Raw genomic sequence first — 17,331 nt, forward strand, 5'->3', positions numbered from 1 at the left:
ATCAGCGCCGCCGGGTCACGCCTGACGGCGGATGAACTTCATCAGCCACGCGATGATGCCGATGACGATCAGGATGATGCCGACGTACAGCAGGAACTGCACGGTCTGCACGAACACGCCCAGCAGCAGCAGGACGATTCCGATGATGAGAAGGAGTACAGCGAGTCCGGTCATCCGCCGATCTTGGCGTGCCCGCCCTGGCAGGCTCGACCGCTTGACAGCCGGGTACGGGTGCCCTACCGGGTCAGGCCACTGAGGTGCCGCACATGCCGCACAGGCCGGTCGCCGACACCTCCACGAAGCAGTTCGGGCACATGGCCCGCGGTGCCTCGTCGACCGAAGAGCTGCGGCGCACCGCAGGCGTGCGCTCGGGCCGCGCCGCCGGGCGTGCGGTCGAACGGGACTTGCGCGCCGGCGCCGCGACGGGAGCCGGGGCCGGCTTCTGGATCTCGGGAAGGTGCTGCGCGCAGTAGAACCGCACGAAGCCGTCATGGTGCTTGGGATGCCGGTGCTTGATCGCCCACAGCTCGGTGCGGGGGATGGGGTCGGCCTCGGTGCGGCAGGCGACGCAGTGCGCCGGATCTCCCGGAACCACGTCTGCCACGACCACCGGGGTCTCGAAGGGAACGGCGTCCCGCCAGTCTGCTGATGCGACGATCTTCATGCTCAGAGGCCTCTTTCTACCCTCCGAGCCTACGCTCGTCTGGTCACGGTCGACGCCACTCATCGCTTTCGAGGTGCGATCCGGCCTGCGGACCCATCTGCAGCATGCCCCCGTCGACCGGCCAGCTGGCCCCGGTCACGTACGACGCGGCGGGGGATGCCAGGAAGGCGACGACTGCCGCGATCTCCTCCGGGCGGCCCGGGCGCGCCAGCGGAATACCGGGGCGGTGGGTCTGCTCCGCGTCCCCCGACTCCATGTCGTTCATGGGGGTGGCGATCTCGCCCGGGGCCACGGCGTTGACGGTGATCTGCCGGTCGCCGAGCTCCTGCGCCATCGTCTTCACGAGTCCACCCAGACCGTGCTTGGCGGCCACGTACGCGGCCGAGCCCACCCGCGGCTGGTGTTCGTGCACGCTCGTGATCGCCACGATGCGGCCGCCGCGGCCGGCGGTGGCCATGCGTCGCGCGGCCCACTGCATGCCGACGAAGGCGCCGTCGAGGTTGAGTGCCACGGTGGAGCGCCACTCCTCCAGCGACAGGTCCAGCACCCCGGTGCCGCCGCCGCCCCCGGCGTTGTTGACGAAGACGTCGACGCCGCCGAGCTCGTCGGCCAGCCGCTCGAGCACCTGGGACGCGCCCTCGAGGTCGGTCGCGTCGAATTGCGTGACGACGGCCCGCCCGCCGCGAGCGCGTACGGCCTCGGCGGTCTGCTGAGCCCCCTCTTCATCGCTGTGCCACGTGATGCCGACATCGAGGCCGGCCTCGGCCAGAGCGATGGCGGTCGCGGCTCCGATGCCGGAGTCCGACGCGGTCACGATGGCGTGGGTGGGGGAGAAGGTCGAGTCCATGCCTCGAAGCTAGGCACGGATTCCGCCCCGATCACGGGGCTTTACAGGCGGATGCCGCTGCGTTATGACACCGCCCGGCGTCAGGGCACGAGGGGGCTCAGGGTGCCTTCGGCCGCGGCATCCGTCGTCACCGACATGCCCGCGAGCGCCTCGACGAGCCGGGATGCCAGGTAGGCGTGGCCGGCGGTGGAGGGGTGATCGCGGCCGACGTCGGAGGTGTCGATCACTTCCGGATACCGGGAGGGGGTTATCCAGTCCTCGGCGAGAGGCGAGATGTACCACCAGCCGCGCGCGGCGGCGAGATCCTGCAGATCGGCGTCGATACGCGCGGTCGCACGCTCGACGGGCAGCACCTGCGGTGCAGGTCCCAGCACGACGATCTGCGCGTCCGGGTAGGTGGACCTGACGTCGTCCCACGCCGCGTCGACCGCCTCGCGGTAGCCCTCTGCGCCCAGGCGGCGGTCGTTGATCGATCCCTGCAGGATCACGAGGTCGGGCTCCAGCGCCGGGTCCAGCGCCGCGATGCGCTCGCCGTACGAGCCGCCGTCGAGCCCGGGCTTGAGGTAGCCGCTGCCGCGGACGCCGTCGACGACGGCTTCCCACCCGAGCGTCTCGGCGGCGACGTAGGCGTAGCCGCGCGTCGGGTCGCTCGCCGCAGACCCGTAGGTCCACGAGTCGCCGAAGACCAGCACACGGGGTGTCGGCGGCAGCGCGAGGGCCGCCGGTGCGACGGCGGCAACCACTCCCGGGGCGCCGGCTGCGGGCGCCGACGCCGTCTGCCACGGCCGCCAGATCGCGAGGACGCAGATCGCGGCGACGGCGGCGGCCAGCAGCACGATCGGCCACGCGGGGCGTCGGGATCGCGCGTGGGTGTGTACCGTCACGCTCTGAGGGTAAGGCACACCGCAGCCGGTGCCGACACGGGCGCCGACGCCGCCGCCGACGGCCGCCGACGGCGCTGCGACCGAGGGGTCGATCGGCCGTGCGAGGATAGCCCGGTGCAGCGCAAAGTGACCGCCGAACTCGACCTGGAACTGGGCTCCGACGTCGACCTCATCCTTCAGATCTCCGCGGCGCGTACGGCGCATCTCGTGACCGAGCAGCTGACCCTTCACCAGGCCGGCCGGGACCGCACCCCCAGCGAGATCGTCGACCCCGCCGGCGGCCGGCTGCACCGGCTGCGCGGCGAACCGGGCGAGCTGCGCGTGCGCTACGAGGCGGTGCTGGACGTCGTGCCCGAAGCGGCGCCGCACAGCGAACTCGAGACGATCGCCTATCTGCGCCCCAGCCGCTACTGCCAGTCCGACGAGGTGTTCGCGCAGGCGCGGCGACAGTTCCGAGGGCTTTCGGGGCGCGACCTCGTCGCCGCCGTCGAGGACTTCGTGGCCACGAGCACGACCTACACGCTGGGGCTCAGTCAGGGAACCGACTCGGCGGTCACGACCCTCAGCACCGGCCAGGGGGTGTGCCGCGACTACGCGCACCTGGTGATCGCACTCCTGCGGGCCATGGATGTGCCCGCCCGCTACGCCGCCTGCTACGCCCCCGGCCTTCGCCCGATGGACTTCCACGCCGTCGCCGAGGCCTACCTCGACGGCGCCTGGTACGTCATCGACGCCACCCGGCTGTCGCACCGCGGGTCGCTCGTGCGCATCGCGACCGGACGGGATGCCGCCGACTGCGCGTTCCTCAGCTACCACGGCGGCTACGTCGGGCTCACCCGCATGTACGTGGACGCCTGGCTCGTCCCCGAAGACGCCGGAGACGCCGGCGCTCAGGCCGCCGCCGCGGCATCGGACCCCGCCTCGGACGATCCGTCGCAGCTGGTGCAGCTGGCCTGAGCGGGACCCAGCACCTGCCCCGCGTAGAATCGGAGGGTTATGGATCCTGAAGCCCTCTCCGCTGTCCTGCTCGACGTCGTCCGCCCTGCCGCCGAGGCGCGACGCGCGGGCTCGACCGAAGGGCTGACGCCGGCCGATCTGCCGCTGGACCGGCCCAAGAACCGCGACCACGGCGACTGGGCGTCCAACGCCGCGCTCAAGCTCGCCAAAGCCGTGGGGGCCAACCCGCGCGAATTCGCCGCCGAGATCGCCGAGGCGCTCGGTGCCGTAGACGGCATCGCGTCGGTCGAGGTCGCAGGCCCCGGATTCATCAACATCCGCCTGGATGCCGCGACCGCCGGCGCCCTCGCGAAGACCATCGTCGACGCGGGTGCCGCCTTCGGCCGCAACGACAGCCAGCGCGGCAACACCATCAACCTCGAGTTCGTCAGCGCCAACCCGACAGGCCCCATGCACATCGGGCACACCCGGTGGGCTGCGCTGGGCGACGCCATGGCGCGCCTGCTGCTGGCGTGCGACGCGACGCTCGTGCGGGAGTTCTACATCAACGACGCCGGTGCGCAGATGGACCGGTTCGGGGCCTCCGTGCTCGCCGCGATGAAGGGCGAGCCGACGCCCGAGGGCGGCTATGCCGGCTCGTACATCGAGGAGCTTGCCCGCCGAGTGCGGGTTGCCGAGCCCGGCATCCTCGACCTCCCCGCAGACGAGCAGCTCGTCGCCGCGCGCGACCGTGCATACGAGCTGCAGCTCGGTGAGCTCCAGGCGTCGCTGGCGAAGTTCAACGTGCACTTCGACGTCTTCTTCAGCGAGCGGGTGCTGCACGCCCCCGCCGCCGACGGCGGACCCAGCCTCGTGGAGGAGGCGGTGGAGCGCCTGCGGGCCCAGGGCCACGTCTTCGACCAGGACGGCGCGGTGTGGGTGCGCACGACCGATTTCGGCGACGACAAGGACCGCGTCATCCGGCGCTCCAACGGCGAGTTCACCTACTTCGCCGCCGACGCCGCCTACTACCTCAACAAGAGCGACCGCGGCTTCCAGCACAAGATCTACCTGCTCGGCGCCGACCACCACGGCTACGTGCACCGTCTGAAGGCCCTCGCCGGTGCCGCCGGCGACGATCCCGACAAGGACGTCGAGGTGCTCATCGGCCAGCTGGTGTCGATCAACGGCGCCCGGCTCTCCAAGCGCGCCGGCAACATCATCGAGCTCGACGACCTGCGGGACTGGCTCGGCACCGACGCGCTGCGGTACTCCCTGGCGCGCTACCCCGCCGACTCCCCGCTGACGCTGGACCCCGAGATCCTGCAGAAGCGCACCAACGACAACCCCGTCTTCTACGTGCAGTACGCCCACGCGCGCACGCACAACGTCGCGCGCAACGCCGCGGAGTCGGGCGTCGACCGCAGCGCCTTCGCCCCCGAGCTGCTCGAGCACGAGACCGAGTCGGCGCTGCTGGGCGTGCTGCAGGAGTTCCCCCGCACGGTGGCCTTCGCCGCCCAGGTGCGCGAGCCGCACCGCGTGGCGCGCTACCTCGAGGAGCTCGCGGGGGTCTACCACCGCTGGTACGACAACTGCCGCGTCATCCCGCTCGGCGACGACCCGGTCACCGACCTGCACCGCACCCGGCTGTGGCTGAACGACGCGACCGGCCAGGTGCTGCGCAACGGCCTGGACCTGCTCGGGGTGAGTGCGCCCGAGCGCATGTGACATGACGGGCGACACGCATCCCACCCGGCCGCTGCCGGACCCGACGGCGCAGTGGGTGCTGTCGTCGCCCGAGCCCGCCGCGCCGCGCAAGCGCCGGCGGGGCGCGTTGCCGTGGGTCATCGCGGCCGTGATCGTCGTCGCCCTCGCCGTCGCCGCGTGGTTCGTGGCCGAGGCTGTTGCGCGCAACATCGTCATCGACACGGTGCGCCAGCGCATCATCACGGAGCTCGCCCTGCCTGCGGACCAGCAGATCGACGTGGCGCTGGAGGGCGCCGTGCTGCCGCAGCTGATCGGCGGCGCGCTGACGAGCATCCGCATCTCGTCCGACGACGTGCGCCAGGGGGCCTTCTCAGCCGACATCGTCGTCGAAGCCCGCGATGTCCCCATCCGCGGCGACGGCGAGATGCGCGACGCCCACGCCGTCGTCACGCTCGACGAGTCTCAGCTGCGCGGGCTGCTCTCTGCCGTGGAGGATTTTCCCGTGGAGACGGTCGGCATCGCCGCCCCCGACATCACCGCGAGCATCGAGCTGTCGCTGTTCGGAGCGAAGGTCCCCGTCGGGCTGTCGCTGACCCCCAGCGCCGAGGAGGGGGAGCTGGTGCTGACCCCCACGTCGATCCAGGTCGCCGGTTCCGACATCACCGCCGACGAGCTGCGGCGCCAGTTCGGCATCGTCTCCAACGCCGTGCTGCGCGACTGGCCGGTGTGCATCGCCGAGTACCTCCCGCAGGGGCTGACTCTCGCGGACGTCACCGTGGAGGGCGACCGGCTGCGTGCCGGCTTCGACGTCGACGGTCGCCTCCTCGTCGACGACACGCTGCTGGCCGACGGCACCTGCGCCTGACCGCCGCGATCGCGGCGTCACACTCACCGCCCCGCGGGCGGCGTTGCCCTAGACTGCTTGCACGTCGGAGCGTGGATGATCCGCCCGGCATCCGGCCGCTGTTCCGCAAGGCGCAGCTTCTTGCACCCCACCCGATTGGTCTGCTCCGTGTCCGCCTCGCCCGCTCGTGTCCCCGCGTCCGATCGCCTCGCGAAGCCCGACACGGCCAACGACCTCGTCGCGGCCGTGTGGCCCGCATCGGCGGCTCGTGACGACGACGGCGTCGTGCGCCTCGGGGGAGTGCCGGTGACCCAGCTGAAGAAGCGCTTCGGCACCCCGCTGTACGTGCTGGACGAGACCGAGGTGCGTGCTCGCGCCCGTCGCACCCGCGCCGCGTTCGACGCTGCCGCCGCCGAGCACGGCACCACCGCCGAGGTCTACTACGCAGGCAAGGCGTTCCTGTCGACCCAGGTCGTGCGCTGGGTGACCGAAGAGGGTCTTGCCGTCGACGTCGCCACCGGCGGAGAGCTCGCCGTAGCCCTCGCCGGCGGCGCCGACCCCGCGCGCATCGGCTTCCACGGCAACAACAAGAGCGTCGCCGAGATCTCCCGCGCCGTCGAGGTGGGCGTCGGATCGATCGTCATCGACAGCGACGCCGAGATCACCCGCGTCGCCGAGGCCGCTGCCGCGCGCGGCATCGTGCAGTCGGTGCGGGTGCGGGTCAACAGCGGGGTCCACGCCGAGACCCACGACTTCCTCGCGACCGCGCACGAGGACCAGAAGTTCGGCTTTCCGCTCGCCCGCGCCGTCGACGTGGTCGGTCGCATCCGCGAACTGCCCAGCCTGCGCTTCGACGGACTGCACTGTCACATCGGCTCGCAGATCTTCGGCGTGGCCGGCTTCCGGGAATCCGCCGCCCGGCTGGTCGAGGTGCACGCGCAGCTGATCGCCGGCGGCCCGGTGCCGGTGCTCAACCTGGGCGGCGGCTTCGGCATCGCCTACACCTCGGCCGACGACCCGACGCCGATCGAAGAGCTCGCCGCGGGGATCGTCGACGCGGTCGCAGGGGAGTGCGCCCAGCGCGGCATCCCGCTCCCTTCCCTCGCCTTCGAGCCGGGACGCTCCATCGTGGGGCCCGCCGGCGTCACCCTCTACGAGGTCGGCACCGTCAAGCCGGTGCAGGCCACCGACGAGCTGCGCCGACTGTACGTGAGCGTCGACGGCGGAATGAGCGACAACGCCCGCCCTGCCCTCTACGGCGCGCAGTACTCCGCGCGGGTGGTGTCGCGCGCAAGCGACGCCGAACCGGCCCTGGCGCGCGTGGTCGGCAAGCACTGCGAGTCCGGTGACATCGTCGTCGACGCCGAGTACCTGCCCGGCGACGTCACTCCCGGCGACCTGCTCGCCGTCCCGGCCACGGGGGCGTACTGCTTCTCCCTGGCGAGCAACTACAACTACGTGCCCCGCCCGCCGGTCGTGGCGGTCGCCGACGGCTCCGCCCGCGTCATCGTGCGCGGCGAGTCCATCGACGACCTGCTCGCCCGCGACGCCGGGGTGTCATCGACGAAGGGAACCGCATGACCGACTACCGCCGCCTGCGTGTCGCGCTGCTGGGAGCCGGAGCCGTGGGTTCCCAGGTCGCCGGCCTACTGCTCAAACACGGCGCCGAGCTCGCCGACCGCGCCGGAGCCGAGCTCGAACTCGCGGGCATCGCGGTACGGGACATCGACGCGCCGCGCGACGTCGACCTGCCCCGGGAGCTGTTCACCACCGACCCCGAGCCGCTCATCGTCGGCAGCGACATCGTCATCGAGCTGATGGGCGGCATCGAGCCGGCCCGCAGCCTCATCCTCCACGCCATCAACTCCGGCGCCGACGTCGTCACCGCCAACAAGGCACTGCTGGCCACGCACGGCCCCGAGATCTTCGAGGCGGCAGAGCAGGTGGGTGCGTCTGTGTACTACGAAGCCGCCGCCGCCGGTGCCATCCCGATCATCCGGCCGCTGCGCGATTCCCTCGCCGGTGACCGCGTGCGCCGCATCATGGGGATCGTCAACGGCACCACGAACTACATCCTCGACCGGATGGATGCCGAGGGCGCCGAGTTCGACGACGTGCTCGCCCAGGCGCAGCAGCTCGGCTACGCGGAAGCCGATCCGACCGCCGACATCGAGGGCTACGACGCCGCGCAGAAGGCCGCGATCCTCGCGAGCCTCGCCTTCCACACCGCCGTTCCGCTGGACGCGGTGCACCGCGAGGGCATCGTCGGCATCGACAAGGCGATGATGGATGCCGCGCGGAACGCCGGCTACGTCATCAAGCTGCTCGCGGTGTGCGAGCGCATGAGCGTCGACAGTGAGACCTCGCCCACGGGCGACGCGATCTCGGTGCGGGTGTACCCCGCCCTCGTCCCGCGCGCCCACCCGCTCGCGAGCGTGCACGGCGCGAACAACGCCGTCTTCGTGCAGGCCGAGGCGGCCGGGGACCTCATGTTCTACGGCGCCGGTGCCGGCGGCATACAGACCGCCTCCGCGGTGCTCGGCGACGTCGTCTCGGCCGCGCGCCGGCATATCGCCGGCGGGGTCGGGGTGGGGGAGTCCACCCGGGCGAACCTGCCGGTGCTCCCCATCGCCGAGGTGTGCACCCGCTACCAGATCACCCTGGAGGTCGACGACCTCCCGGGCGTGCTGGCGACGGTCGCCGGCATCCTCAGTGACGGCCGCGTCTCCATCGCCACGGTCGAGCAGAACATCCTGTCCGGCGGCGAAGCCGCGGAGGCAGGCCAGGAGTCGGGCGTCGCCCGGCTCGTCATCGGAACGCACACAGCACGTGAGCGCGACCTGAGCGAGACGGTGGCCCGCCTCGCCGAGAGCGGCGTCGTCGAACGCGTCGTGTCCGTGCTGCGCGTGGAGGGGAACTGACATGGCACATCTCTGGCGCGGAGTGCTCCGCGAATACGCAGACCGTCTCGGAGTCACCGGAACGTCGACCGTCGTCACCCTCGGTGAGGGCGGCACGCCGCTGCTGCCGGCGCCCGCGCTGTCGCAGATGACGGGGGCCGACGTGTGGGTCAAGTACGAGGGCATGAACCCCACCGGCTCCTTCAAGGACCGCGGCATGACCGTCGCGCTCTCGCGCGCCGTCGAGCACGGTGCGAAGGCGGTCATCTGCGCGTCGACCGGCAACACGTCGGCGTCGGCGGCCGCCTACGCCGCGCACGCCGGCATCACCGCCGCCGTGCTCGTGCCCGAGGGCAAGATCGCGATGGGCAAGCTCAGCCAGGCCGTCGCCCACAATGGCCGCCTCATCCAGATCCGCGGCAACTTCGACGACTGCCTCGAGATCGCCCGCGAGCTGGCCGACCACTATCCGGTGCACCTGGTCAACTCGGTCAACCCCGACCGCATCGAGGGTCAGAAGACCGCCGCGTACGAGGTCGTCTCGCAGCTCGGCGACGCCCCGGACTTCCACTTCATCCCCGTCGGCAACGCCGGCAACTACACCGCCTATTCGCGGGGATACCGCGAGGAGGCCGCCCGTGGCGCCGCCACCCGCGTGCCCCGCATGTTCGGCTTCCAGGCCGAGGGCTCCGCCCCGCTCGTGCGCGGCGAGGTCGTGCGCCACCCCGAGACGATCGCCAGCGCCATCCGCATCGGAAACCCCGCCTCGTGGGAGCTGGCGCTCGAGGCTCGGGATGCCACCGACGGGTGGTTCGGCGCCATCGACGACGACCACATCCTCGCCGCGCAGAAGCTGCTGGCCGGCGCCGTCGGCATCTTCGTCGAGCCGGCATCCGCCATCAGCGTCGCGGGACTGCTCGACCGTGCCGAGGCGGGCATCATCCCCGCCGGCGCGCGCGTCGTGCTCACCGTCACCGGTCACGGCCTGAAGGACCCGCAGTGGGCGCTGCGCACCGCCGACGGCTCCGCGGTCGAGCCGATCGTCGTGGATGCCGCAACGAGCGAGGTCGCCTCGGTGCTGGGACTGGTCGCCGGGGCCACCGCGTGACCACATCCGCCGCAGGGGTGGGGGGCGGCGCGGTCCCGGAGCCTGTCGAAGGGCGCACGGTCGTCGTGCGCGTGCCCGCCACGAGCGCCAACCTCGGTCCCGGGTTCGACACGCTGGGCCTCGCGCTCAGCGTGTACGACGAGCTGACGGTCACGGCGCTCCCCGAGGGCGAACTCGACATCGAGGTCACGGGCGAGGGTGCGGCGGACGTGCCGCGCGATGGGTCTCACCTGGTGGTGCGGGCCATGGCCTACGCCTACGAGGCCTACGCCCGTCGGATGCCGGGTGTGCGCCTGCGCGCCCACAACGTCATCCCGCAGGGGCGGGGCATGGGGTCTTCGGGGGCGGCGGTGGTCGCGGGCCTGCTCGCGGCGAAGGGACTTCTCGCCGGAGACGTCGAGATCGGGCCCGACGCCCTGCTGCGGCTGGCGACCGAACTCGAGGGGCACCCCGACAACGTCGCCCCGGCGCTGTTCGGTGGGCTCACCATCGCGTGGCTCGACGAGTCCGGACCCCAGCACAAGAAGCTGCTCGTGCACCGCGGCGTTGCGCCGCTGGTGCTGGTGCCCGGCTTCACGATGTCGACGTCGCTGGCCCGCAGCCTGCAGCCCCTGCAGGTGCCGCGGGAGGATGCGGTGTTCAACGTCTCGCGCTCTGCCCTGCTGATCGCCGCGCTCACCCAGAGCCCCGAACTGCTGCTCGCAGCGACCGAGGACAAGCTGCACCAGTCCTACCGCGCCCAGGCCATGCCCGAGACCGATCGGCTCGTCCGGGCGCTGCGCTCCGAGGGATTCGCGGCCGTGGTGTCGGGCGCCGGCCCCAGCGTGCTGGTGCTCGCCGACGGGCCAGGACGACGCCTGGTCGCGGCGGACATCGCCGCGCGCGTGACGGACACTCCGTGGGAGCCCCTCATGCTCGCCGTCGATGTCAGGGGTGGTACAGTGAGGGACCAAACGGAGGGTTCCACGTAAACCCGTGAATCTGGCCTCCGTCGCAATTCTGCGAACTGCTGCATCCATCCCGATCTGATTGCGCTGCGCCGTTTCCCATGTTCAATCCGGGAACCGGACACCGGCCGCAAGGATCGAACGCGATCCGGCATATCCGATAACACGCAAGGGAGTACTCGTGGAGTCCATCTCCGAGATCCGTACCGACGGCGACACCGAGGGCGAAGGCACGCCCGTGGATGAGGCCGTGACCACAGCACCTGAAGAGGGCGCACCTGCTGCCGACGGCGAGGTTGCCGCGGAGCCGGCGGAGGGCGACGAGGCCGCCGCCCAGACGCCTGCTGAGACCGAGACCGCCGACGTGCTCGAGTCCGTCTCCGCCGTCGAGAACGGCGCGACCGAGGCTCCGGCTGAAGCCGCCCCCGCGGAAGAGAAGCCGGCGAAGGCGCCGCGCAAGCGCGCTCCGCGCCGTGCCAAGAGCAGCGACCTGGCCGAGAAGGCCGCAGAGCCGTCCGCCGACGCCGCGGTCGAAGCTCCGGTCGAAGCTCCGGCGGCGAGCAACGCTGCGCAGGCCGCGCCCGCCGCGGCATCCGCCGATGTCGCTGCCGAGACCGTCGAGGCGCCCGCCGCCGAGACCGTCGAGGCGCCGCCCGCGAAGAGCACGGCTCGCAAGACCGGCTCGCGTCGCGCCAGCAGCCGCACCGCCAAGGCGGCCGAGGCTGTCGCCGAGGCACCGGCGGAGGACGCCAAGACCGACGACGCCGGCACTGCGGCTCCCGAGAGCGACGCCGCACCCGCGGCCGAGGCTCGGGTGGACAAGGCCGACGCCGACAAGAGCGACGACAACCGTGCCGACGCGGGCAACCGTGCCGACGCGGGCAACCGTGCCGACGCGGGCAACCGTGCCGACGCTGGCAGCCGCAGCGACGGCGACCAGAACTCCGAGGGCGACAAGTCCTCCGAGGGCGAGCAGTCCGATGGTGAGACGCCGTCGCGCTCGCGCAGCCGTTCGCGCAACCGCAACCGCAACCGCAACAAGGATGCCGCCGCAGGCCAGAACGCGCAGGGCGGCAACGCCCCCGAGCCGGCCGAGAAGGCACAGCCCGCAGAATCCGACGACGAGTCGGGTCAGGGTGGCCGTGGTCGCCAGCGCAACAAGCGTCGCCCGCAGGGTGGTCAGAACGACGAGTTCGACACCGAGATCGGCGACGACGATGTTCTCATCCCGATCGCCGGCATCCTCGATGTGCTCGACAACTACGCCTTCGTCCGCACCACCGGCTACCTGCCCGGCACCAGCGACGTCTACGTCTCGCTCGGCCAGGTGAAGAAGTACCACCTGCGCAAGGGTGACGCTGTCGTCGGTGCCATCAAGCAGCCCCGCGAGAACGAGCAGACCGGTCGCCAGAAGTACAACGCGCTGGTCAAGGTCGACTCGATCAACGGCCTGTCCGTCGACGACGCCGCTGAGCGCGTGGAGTTCGGCAAGCTGACGCCGTTGTACCCGCAGGAGCGTCTGCGCCTCGAGACGGCCCCCGAGAAGCTGACCCAGCGGATCATCGACCTGGTCGCCCCCATCGGCAAGGGTCAGCGCGGCCTCATCGTCGCGCCCCCGAAGGCCGGCAAGACCATCGTGCTGCAGCAGATCGCCAACGCGATCGCGACGAACAACCCCGAGGTGCACCTGATGGTCGTGCTCGTGGACGAGCGGCCCGAAGAGGTCACCGACATGCAGCGCACCGTCAAGGGCGAGGTCATCGCCTCGACCTTCGACCGTCCCGCCGAGGACCACACCACGGTCGCCGAGCTCGCCATCGAGCGCGCCAAGCGCCTCGTGGAGCTGGGCCGTGACGTGGTCGTGCTGCTGGACTCGATCACCCGTCTGGGCCGGGCCTACAACGTCTCGGCACCGACTTCGGGCCGTGTGCTGACCGGTGGTGTCGACGCCTCGGCGCTGTACCCGCCGAAGCGCTTCTTCGGAGCTGCGCGCAACATCGAGAACGGCGGATCGCTCACGATCCTCGCCACGGCTCTGGTCGAGACCGGGTCCAAGATGGACGACGTCATCTTCGAGGAGTTCAAGGGCACCGGCAACAGCGAGCTGCGCCTGAGTCGTCAGCTCGCCGACAAGCGCATCTTCCCGGCCGTCGATGTCAACGCCTCGAGCACGCGTCGCGAAGAGATGCTGCTGTCGGCCGACGAGGTCAAGATCACGTGGAAGCTGCGTCGCGCCCTCGCCGGGCTCGACCCGCAGCAGGCCCTGGAGGTCGTGCTCGGAAAGCTGCGCGAGACGCAGTCGAACGTCGAGTTCCTGGTGCAGATGCAGAAGTCGATGCCCGCCCCCGGCGGCAGCAGCCACGCGAACGACAACAGCATCCGCTGAGCGGGAGTCGACCGTGTCCGACGCCGGCATGTTCGAGTCCGTCCGCGGGCTGATCGACGAGCACCGCGCGGTGCAGGAGGAACTCTCCGACCCCGCGGTGCACGCCGACGCCGCCCGCGCCAAGCGGGTGAACCGGCGCTACGCCGAGCTGTCGCGCATCGTCGCGGCCCACGACGCGTGGGTCGCGGCGGCGGACGACCTCGAGGCAGCGCGCGAGCTCGCCAAGGACGATGAGGCCTTCGCCGAGGAGGTCCCCGCTCTCGAGGAGCAGGTCACTGCCACGCAGGAGCGTCTGCGGCGGCTGCTCATCCCGCGCGACCCCGACGACGCCCGCGACGTGATCATGGAGATCAAGCAGGGCGAGGGCGGCGCCGAAAGCGCGCTGTTCGCCGCCGACCTGCTGCGGATGTACGTGCAGTACGCGGCATCCAAGGGGTGGAAGACCGAGGTGCTGGACCGCAACGAGTCCGACCTCGGCGGCTACAAGGACGTGCAGATCGCGATCAAGGGCTCGTCGAGCGACCCCGCGCAGGGGGTGTGGGCGCACCTGAAGTACGAAGGCGGCGTGCACCGCGTGCAGCGCGTGCCGGCGACGGAGTCCCAGGGGCGCATCCACACCTCGACCACCGGCGTGCTGGTGTTCCCCGAGGTGGACGAGCCCGACGAAGTGCACATCGACCCGAACGACCTGAAGATCGACGTGTTCCGCTCGTCGGGGCCCGGCGGTCAGTCGGTGAACACCACCGACTCGGCGGTGCGCATCACGCACGTGCCCACCGGGATCGTCGTGTCGATGCAGAACGAGAAGTCGCAGCTGCAGAATCGCGAGGCCGGCATGCGCGTGCTGCGTGCGCGGCTGCTGGCGAAGCAGCAGGAGGAGCGGGATGCCGCGGCCTCCGATGCGCGCAAGTCGCAGATCCGGGGCATGGACCGCTCGGAGCGCATCCGCACCTACAACTTCCCGGAGAACCGCATCGCCGATCATCGCACCGGCTACAAGGCGTACAACCTCGACCAGGTGATGGACGGCGCGCTCGAGCCGATCGTGCAGTCGGCGATCGCCGCGGACGAAGAGGCGCGACTGGCGGCGCTCGGGTCCTGACGGGGGTCTTCGACCCCTGGGCCGGACGCGGGGGAGTCGCTAGGGTCGCCGCATGGTCATGTTCCTGCTGCGCGCCCTGGTCTTCCTGGCATCGGCGGCCCTCGGGCTCATCGTGGCCGATGTCACCGTGTCGGGCTTCCAAATCGTGTGGGCCGACTGGTGGGGTTTCGTCGTCTGCATCGTGATCTTCGCCGTCCTGCAGAGCGTGCTGTCGCCCTGGATCGCGAAGGTGGCGCGGCGATATGCCCCCGCGTTGCTGGGGGGCATCGGCATCATCTCGACGCTGGTGGCCCTGCTTGTCGTGGTGCTGCTCCCGGTCGGAGGATTGCGCATCACGGGCGGCCTGGCGTGGATCCTCGCTCCGGTGGTGGTGTGGGTGGTCACCGCGGTCGCGACGGTGCTGCTGCCGATGGTGTTCATCCGGCGCAAGGCCGACGAGCGCCGCGACGCCCGGCGTGAGTAGCTGCCGCGGGGGCGCATGGTTCAAGAAGAGTGCGGTGCGGGTAGGGGGTTCGCGGGTGCCGGTGGCCGGTCCTTCCTGGTTGTGGGCCACGGCTGGTGTGCCGGGTGGTCGGTCCGCTTCCTCCCCAGGGTGCTGATGAGATGAGTTGTCCACAAGCCCAGGTCACGCGTGCTTTCTGAGGGTTCTGATGTCGGTGGGTGTGGGCAGGATTGGGGGCATGAACACCTCCTCCACCACCGCCACCGCCCCCGCACGGACGGCTGTCTTGTCGCGGGAGCAGGTGGTGTCCGGGCTGGAGGGGGTGCGGCGGCGTCGGGCGGAGGTGGATGCCGATGAGGCGTGGTTCATCTCCCAGGGCGAAGCGGTCGCGCAGGCGGAGACCGCGCGCATCCCGTCCAGTGAAGGGCGGGAGCGGGAGCTGCCATTACGAGGGATGGCTGCGGAGATCGCGGCGGTGCTGCGCCGCTCGGACCACGGCATGCGCGACCGTATGCACGACGCCACCCTGCTGGTGGACGAGTTCGCCGCGACGTTCGAGGCATTGCGCGAGGACCGGATCGACCGGGTCCATGCCCGGATCATCCAGGACGCCGGTGCCCGCATCACCGACCCCGACGCGCGGGCCCGGTTCGAGCAGGCCGCGCTGGTGGTGTGCGAGGGGGACATCCCGGGGCGGGCGAAGCCGATCGTCCTGATGCTCGCGCAGAAACTCAACCCTGTGCCGCTCGAAGAACGGCACAAGGAGGCCGCCGCGGGGAGGCGGGTATGGGTGCGGGACCTCGATGAGGGGATGGCGGAGATCACCGCGCTGCTGCCGGCGGAGCTGGCGTACGCGATCCGGGACCGGCTGAACCGGCACGCCCGCGAGATCACCGACGCCCACCGCACCGCCGCCGCGAAAGCGGCAGCCGCGGCCGCGGCACCCACCGCCACCGACGTCCTCGCGACGGACCGGCGCACCATGGACCAGATCCGCGCCGACGTGCTCACCGACCTGCTCCTCACCGGAAACGCCACCGCCCCGACCGAGATCGGCGCTATCCCGGAGGGTGCCTCGATCGTCGCGCAGGTGCAGATCGTCATCCCCGCGAACACACTCATCGGCATCGGAAGCGAACCGGCGGAACTGGTTGGGTACGGACCCATCGACCCCGACACCGCCCGGCACCTCGCCGCGACCGCGGAGTTGTGGGAGCGGGTGTTCACCTCCCCGACCACCGGCGCCGTGGAACAGGTGCTCACGTACCGACCCAGCCGGGAGTTGCGACGACACCTCGACGCCCGCGACGAGCACTGCCGGTTCCTCGGGTGCCGAAGACCGGCCAGACACTGCGACCTCGATCACACCCACGACGCCGCCCTCGGCGGACCGACCTGCGTGACCAATCTCGCGAACCTGTGTCCCGGACGACATCACCCCGTCAAGCACGGCACCGGGTGGAGCGTGGTGCAGAAAGTCGACGGCATCCTGGAATGGACCAGCCCCACCGGCAGGGTCTACACCGACATCCCCCGACGGGTGCTGGAGTTCATGGCCCTCGCTGCCATCGACGAACCCGCACCTTTCTAGGGAGTTGCCTCCCGATCGTCGCCGCCGGCAGACAGGGCCTTACGCGGTGCGTGATGCGCGTCGATCACGGACACCAGAGCGTTGCCGCAGCGACGCGCGGTGGCGCTATGGTGTCCCCAGGGTGACGAGAAGATGAACAGAAGCTGTTCGCCGGGGGCTTGTCAGGGGACTTTTGGGGGATGAAATGGCGATGCCTGTCGACGACGACACGACGGATGCTTCGGGACGGACGGCGGCGCAGCGTCCGCCGGTGCGGCTGACGATCCGGGCGCGCACCGTCATCGTGGTGCTGGGCGTGATCACCGCGGCCTTGGCGCTGCTGCACTTCGCTGTGCACGGCGCGGCGTGGCCCGGCCTGCTCAACTATGAGGGGCGGGTCGTCGGCGCGTTCGACATGGACTCCGAGACCAGCATCCCGACATGGTTCAACATGATGCTGCTCCTCGGCATCGGCGCGGTGCTCGGTGCGATCGCCCAGGCGACGACCGACCGACGAGACCGGCGCATGTGGGTGATCTTCGCCGTGGTGTTCGTCTTCCTTTCGCTCGACGAGGGCGCCGCTCTGCACGAGAGCCTGATGTATGCCACGCGCAACATGCTCGGCATCACCGGCGGGCCGCTCTGGTACGCGTGGGTCATTCCCGTCGGCATCGTGCTGCTCATCGCCGCGCCCTTCGTCATCGGCTTCGTCCTGCGTCTTCCCGCTCGCACGCGTGCGCTGATGATCCTCGCTGCGGTGATGTACGTCGGGGGTGCCATCGGCATCGAGATCGCGAGCGCCACCGCCGGTGCCGAGGTCGAGTCGCTCCTGCGCGACGAAAACGACCCCGTCGTGTGGACGCTTGCCGCGTTCGAGGAGACCCTCGAACTCGCTGGACTCACGGTGATGGCTGCCGCCGTCATCCTGCACCTGCGCGATCACGCGCTGGCGGGGAGGGTCCTGGGTATCGAGGTGCGCTGAAGCGCGCTCGCG

At 70.9% G+C, this 17,331-nt stretch carries 16 protein-coding genes; 12 read left to right on the forward strand and 4 right to left on the reverse strand.

All coding sequences use genetic code 11. From position 1 onward, the window contains the following. Positions 1 to 15: 15 nt before the first annotated feature. The 4 genes from QNO21_RS03475 to QNO21_RS03490 form a co-directional block, all read right to left on the reverse strand. Positions 16 to 174, reverse strand: a complete 159-nt coding sequence (locus tag QNO21_RS03475; protein WP_257519457.1) for a hypothetical protein — start codon at positions 172 to 174, stop codon at positions 16 to 18. A gap of 70 nt (positions 175 to 244) precedes the next feature. Further along, entirely contained in the window at positions 245 to 664 is a 420-nt protein-coding gene (locus QNO21_RS03480; protein WP_257519456.1) for a glucose-6-phosphate dehydrogenase, read from the reverse strand. 43 nt (positions 665 to 707) lie between these two features. Then, positions 708 to 1,511 (reverse strand): SDR family oxidoreductase, encoded by an 804-nt coding sequence (locus QNO21_RS03485; protein WP_257519455.1) that lies wholly within the window; start codon positions 1,509 to 1,511, stop codon positions 708 to 710. A gap of 80 nt (positions 1,512 to 1,591) precedes the next feature. Beyond that, on the reverse strand, positions 1,592 to 2,395 hold the full coding sequence (locus QNO21_RS03490) for an SGNH/GDSL hydrolase family protein (protein ID WP_257519454.1): 804 nt from the start codon (positions 2,393 to 2,395) through the stop codon (positions 1,592 to 1,594). A 114-nt stretch (positions 2,396 to 2,509) separates the two neighbouring features. Here QNO21_RS03490 and QNO21_RS03495 point away from each other — a divergent pair, with 114 nt between their 5' ends. The 12 genes from QNO21_RS03495 to QNO21_RS03550 all read left to right on the forward strand — a co-directional run bounded on the left by QNO21_RS03495 (position 2,510) and on the right by QNO21_RS03550 (position 17,319). Next, a complete protein-coding gene (locus tag QNO21_RS03495; RefSeq protein ID WP_257519453.1) occupies positions 2,510 to 3,352 on the forward strand; it encodes a transglutaminase-like domain-containing protein in 843 nt (280 codons plus the stop codon). Between the two features lie 39 nt (positions 3,353 to 3,391). Then, on the forward strand, positions 3,392 to 5,059 hold the full coding sequence (locus QNO21_RS03500) for an arginine--tRNA ligase (protein WP_257519452.1): 1,668 nt from the start codon (positions 3,392 to 3,394) through the stop codon (positions 5,057 to 5,059). 1 nt (position 5,060) lies between these two features. Continuing rightward, on the forward strand, positions 5,061 to 5,903 hold the full coding sequence (locus tag QNO21_RS03505; RefSeq protein ID WP_257519451.1) for an LmeA family phospholipid-binding protein: 843 nt from the start codon (positions 5,061 to 5,063) through the stop codon (positions 5,901 to 5,903). A 147-nt stretch (positions 5,904 to 6,050) separates the two neighbouring features. Beyond that, entirely contained in the window at positions 6,051 to 7,463 is a 1,413-nt protein-coding gene (gene lysA, locus QNO21_RS03510) for a diaminopimelate decarboxylase (protein ID WP_257519450.1), read from the forward strand. Continuing rightward, a complete protein-coding gene (locus QNO21_RS03515) occupies positions 7,460 to 8,803 on the forward strand; it encodes a homoserine dehydrogenase (RefSeq protein WP_257519448.1) in 1,344 nt (447 codons plus the stop codon). Before lysA ends, QNO21_RS03515 begins: the two co-directional genes overlap by 4 nt. A 1-nt stretch (position 8,804) precedes the next feature. After that, positions 8,805 to 9,890 (forward strand): threonine synthase, encoded by a 1,086-nt coding sequence (gene thrC / locus QNO21_RS03520; RefSeq protein ID WP_257519447.1) that lies wholly within the window; start codon positions 8,805 to 8,807, stop codon positions 9,888 to 9,890. Continuing rightward, positions 9,887 to 10,861 carry a homoserine kinase gene (thrB, locus tag QNO21_RS03525; protein ID WP_257519446.1) on the forward strand — a complete coding sequence of 325 codons (975 nt, stop codon included), beginning with the start codon at positions 9,887 to 9,889 and terminating at the stop codon, positions 10,859 to 10,861. Before thrC ends, thrB begins: the two co-directional genes overlap by 4 nt. Positions 10,862 to 11,018: 157 nt before the next feature. Beyond that, the gene (rho, locus tag QNO21_RS03530) at positions 11,019 to 13,223 is read left to right on the forward strand and encodes a transcription termination factor Rho (RefSeq protein ID WP_374211415.1); all 2,205 of its coding nucleotides are present in this window, start codon (positions 11,019 to 11,021) and stop codon (positions 13,221 to 13,223) included. Between the two features lie 28 nt (positions 13,224 to 13,251). Next, complete coding sequence (gene prfA / locus QNO21_RS03535; protein WP_257519588.1) at positions 13,252 to 14,325, forward strand: peptide chain release factor 1; 1,074 nt, start codon at positions 13,252 to 13,254, stop codon at positions 14,323 to 14,325. A 52-nt stretch (positions 14,326 to 14,377) separates the two neighbouring features. After that, positions 14,378 to 14,788: a hypothetical protein gene (locus QNO21_RS03540; protein ID WP_257515807.1), complete on the forward strand. Its 411-nt coding sequence runs from the start codon at positions 14,378 to 14,380 to the stop codon at positions 14,786 to 14,788. A 217-nt stretch (positions 14,789 to 15,005) separates the two neighbouring features. Continuing rightward, positions 15,006 to 16,358 carry an HNH endonuclease signature motif containing protein gene (locus QNO21_RS03545; protein WP_257519445.1) on the forward strand — a complete coding sequence of 451 codons (1,353 nt, stop codon included), beginning with the start codon at positions 15,006 to 15,008 and terminating at the stop codon, positions 16,356 to 16,358. Between the two features lie 190 nt (positions 16,359 to 16,548). Next, complete coding sequence (locus QNO21_RS03550; RefSeq protein WP_257519444.1) at positions 16,549 to 17,319, forward strand: DUF8692 domain-containing protein; 771 nt, start codon at positions 16,549 to 16,551, stop codon at positions 17,317 to 17,319. Positions 17,320 to 17,331 lie beyond the last annotated feature (12 nt).

It is taken from the genome of Microbacterium sp. zg-Y818, from assembly GCF_030246905.1.
In the GTDB taxonomy this organism is placed as follows: domain Bacteria; phylum Actinomycetota; class Actinomycetes; order Actinomycetales; family Microbacteriaceae; genus Microbacterium.

Bases quoted from the DNA above. Each gene is read 5' to 3' on its own strand.
- QNO21_RS03475 (WP_257519457.1), bottom strand. From the start codon at position 174: ATGACCGGACTCGCTGTACTCCTTCTCATCATCGGAATCGTCCTGCTG.
- QNO21_RS03480 (WP_257519456.1), bottom strand. From the start codon at position 664: ATGAAGATCGTCGCATCAGCAGACTGGCGGGACGCCGTTCCCTTCGAG.
- QNO21_RS03485 (WP_257519455.1), bottom strand. From the start codon at position 1,511: ATGGACTCGACCTTCTCCCCCACCCACGCCATCGTGACCGCGTCGGAC.
- QNO21_RS03500 (WP_257519452.1), top strand. From the start codon at position 3,392: ATGGATCCTGAAGCCCTCTCCGCTGTCCTGCTCGACGTCGTCCGCCCT.
- QNO21_RS03505 (WP_257519451.1), top strand. From the start codon at position 5,061: ATGACGGGCGACACGCATCCCACCCGGCCGCTGCCGGACCCGACGGCG.
- QNO21_RS03515 (WP_257519448.1), top strand. From the start codon at position 7,460: ATGACCGACTACCGCCGCCTGCGTGTCGCGCTGCTGGGAGCCGGAGCC.
- thrC (WP_257519447.1), top strand. From the start codon at position 8,805: ATGGCACATCTCTGGCGCGGAGTGCTCCGCGAATACGCAGACCGTCTC.
- prfA (WP_257519588.1), top strand. From the start codon at position 13,252: ATGTTCGAGTCCGTCCGCGGGCTGATCGACGAGCACCGCGCGGTGCAG.
- QNO21_RS03540 (WP_257515807.1), top strand. From the start codon at position 14,378: ATGGTCATGTTCCTGCTGCGCGCCCTGGTCTTCCTGGCATCGGCGGCC.
- QNO21_RS03545 (WP_257519445.1), top strand. From the start codon at position 15,006: ATGAACACCTCCTCCACCACCGCCACCGCCCCCGCACGGACGGCTGTC.
- QNO21_RS03550 (WP_257519444.1), top strand. From the start codon at position 16,549: ATGCCTGTCGACGACGACACGACGGATGCTTCGGGACGGACGGCGGCG.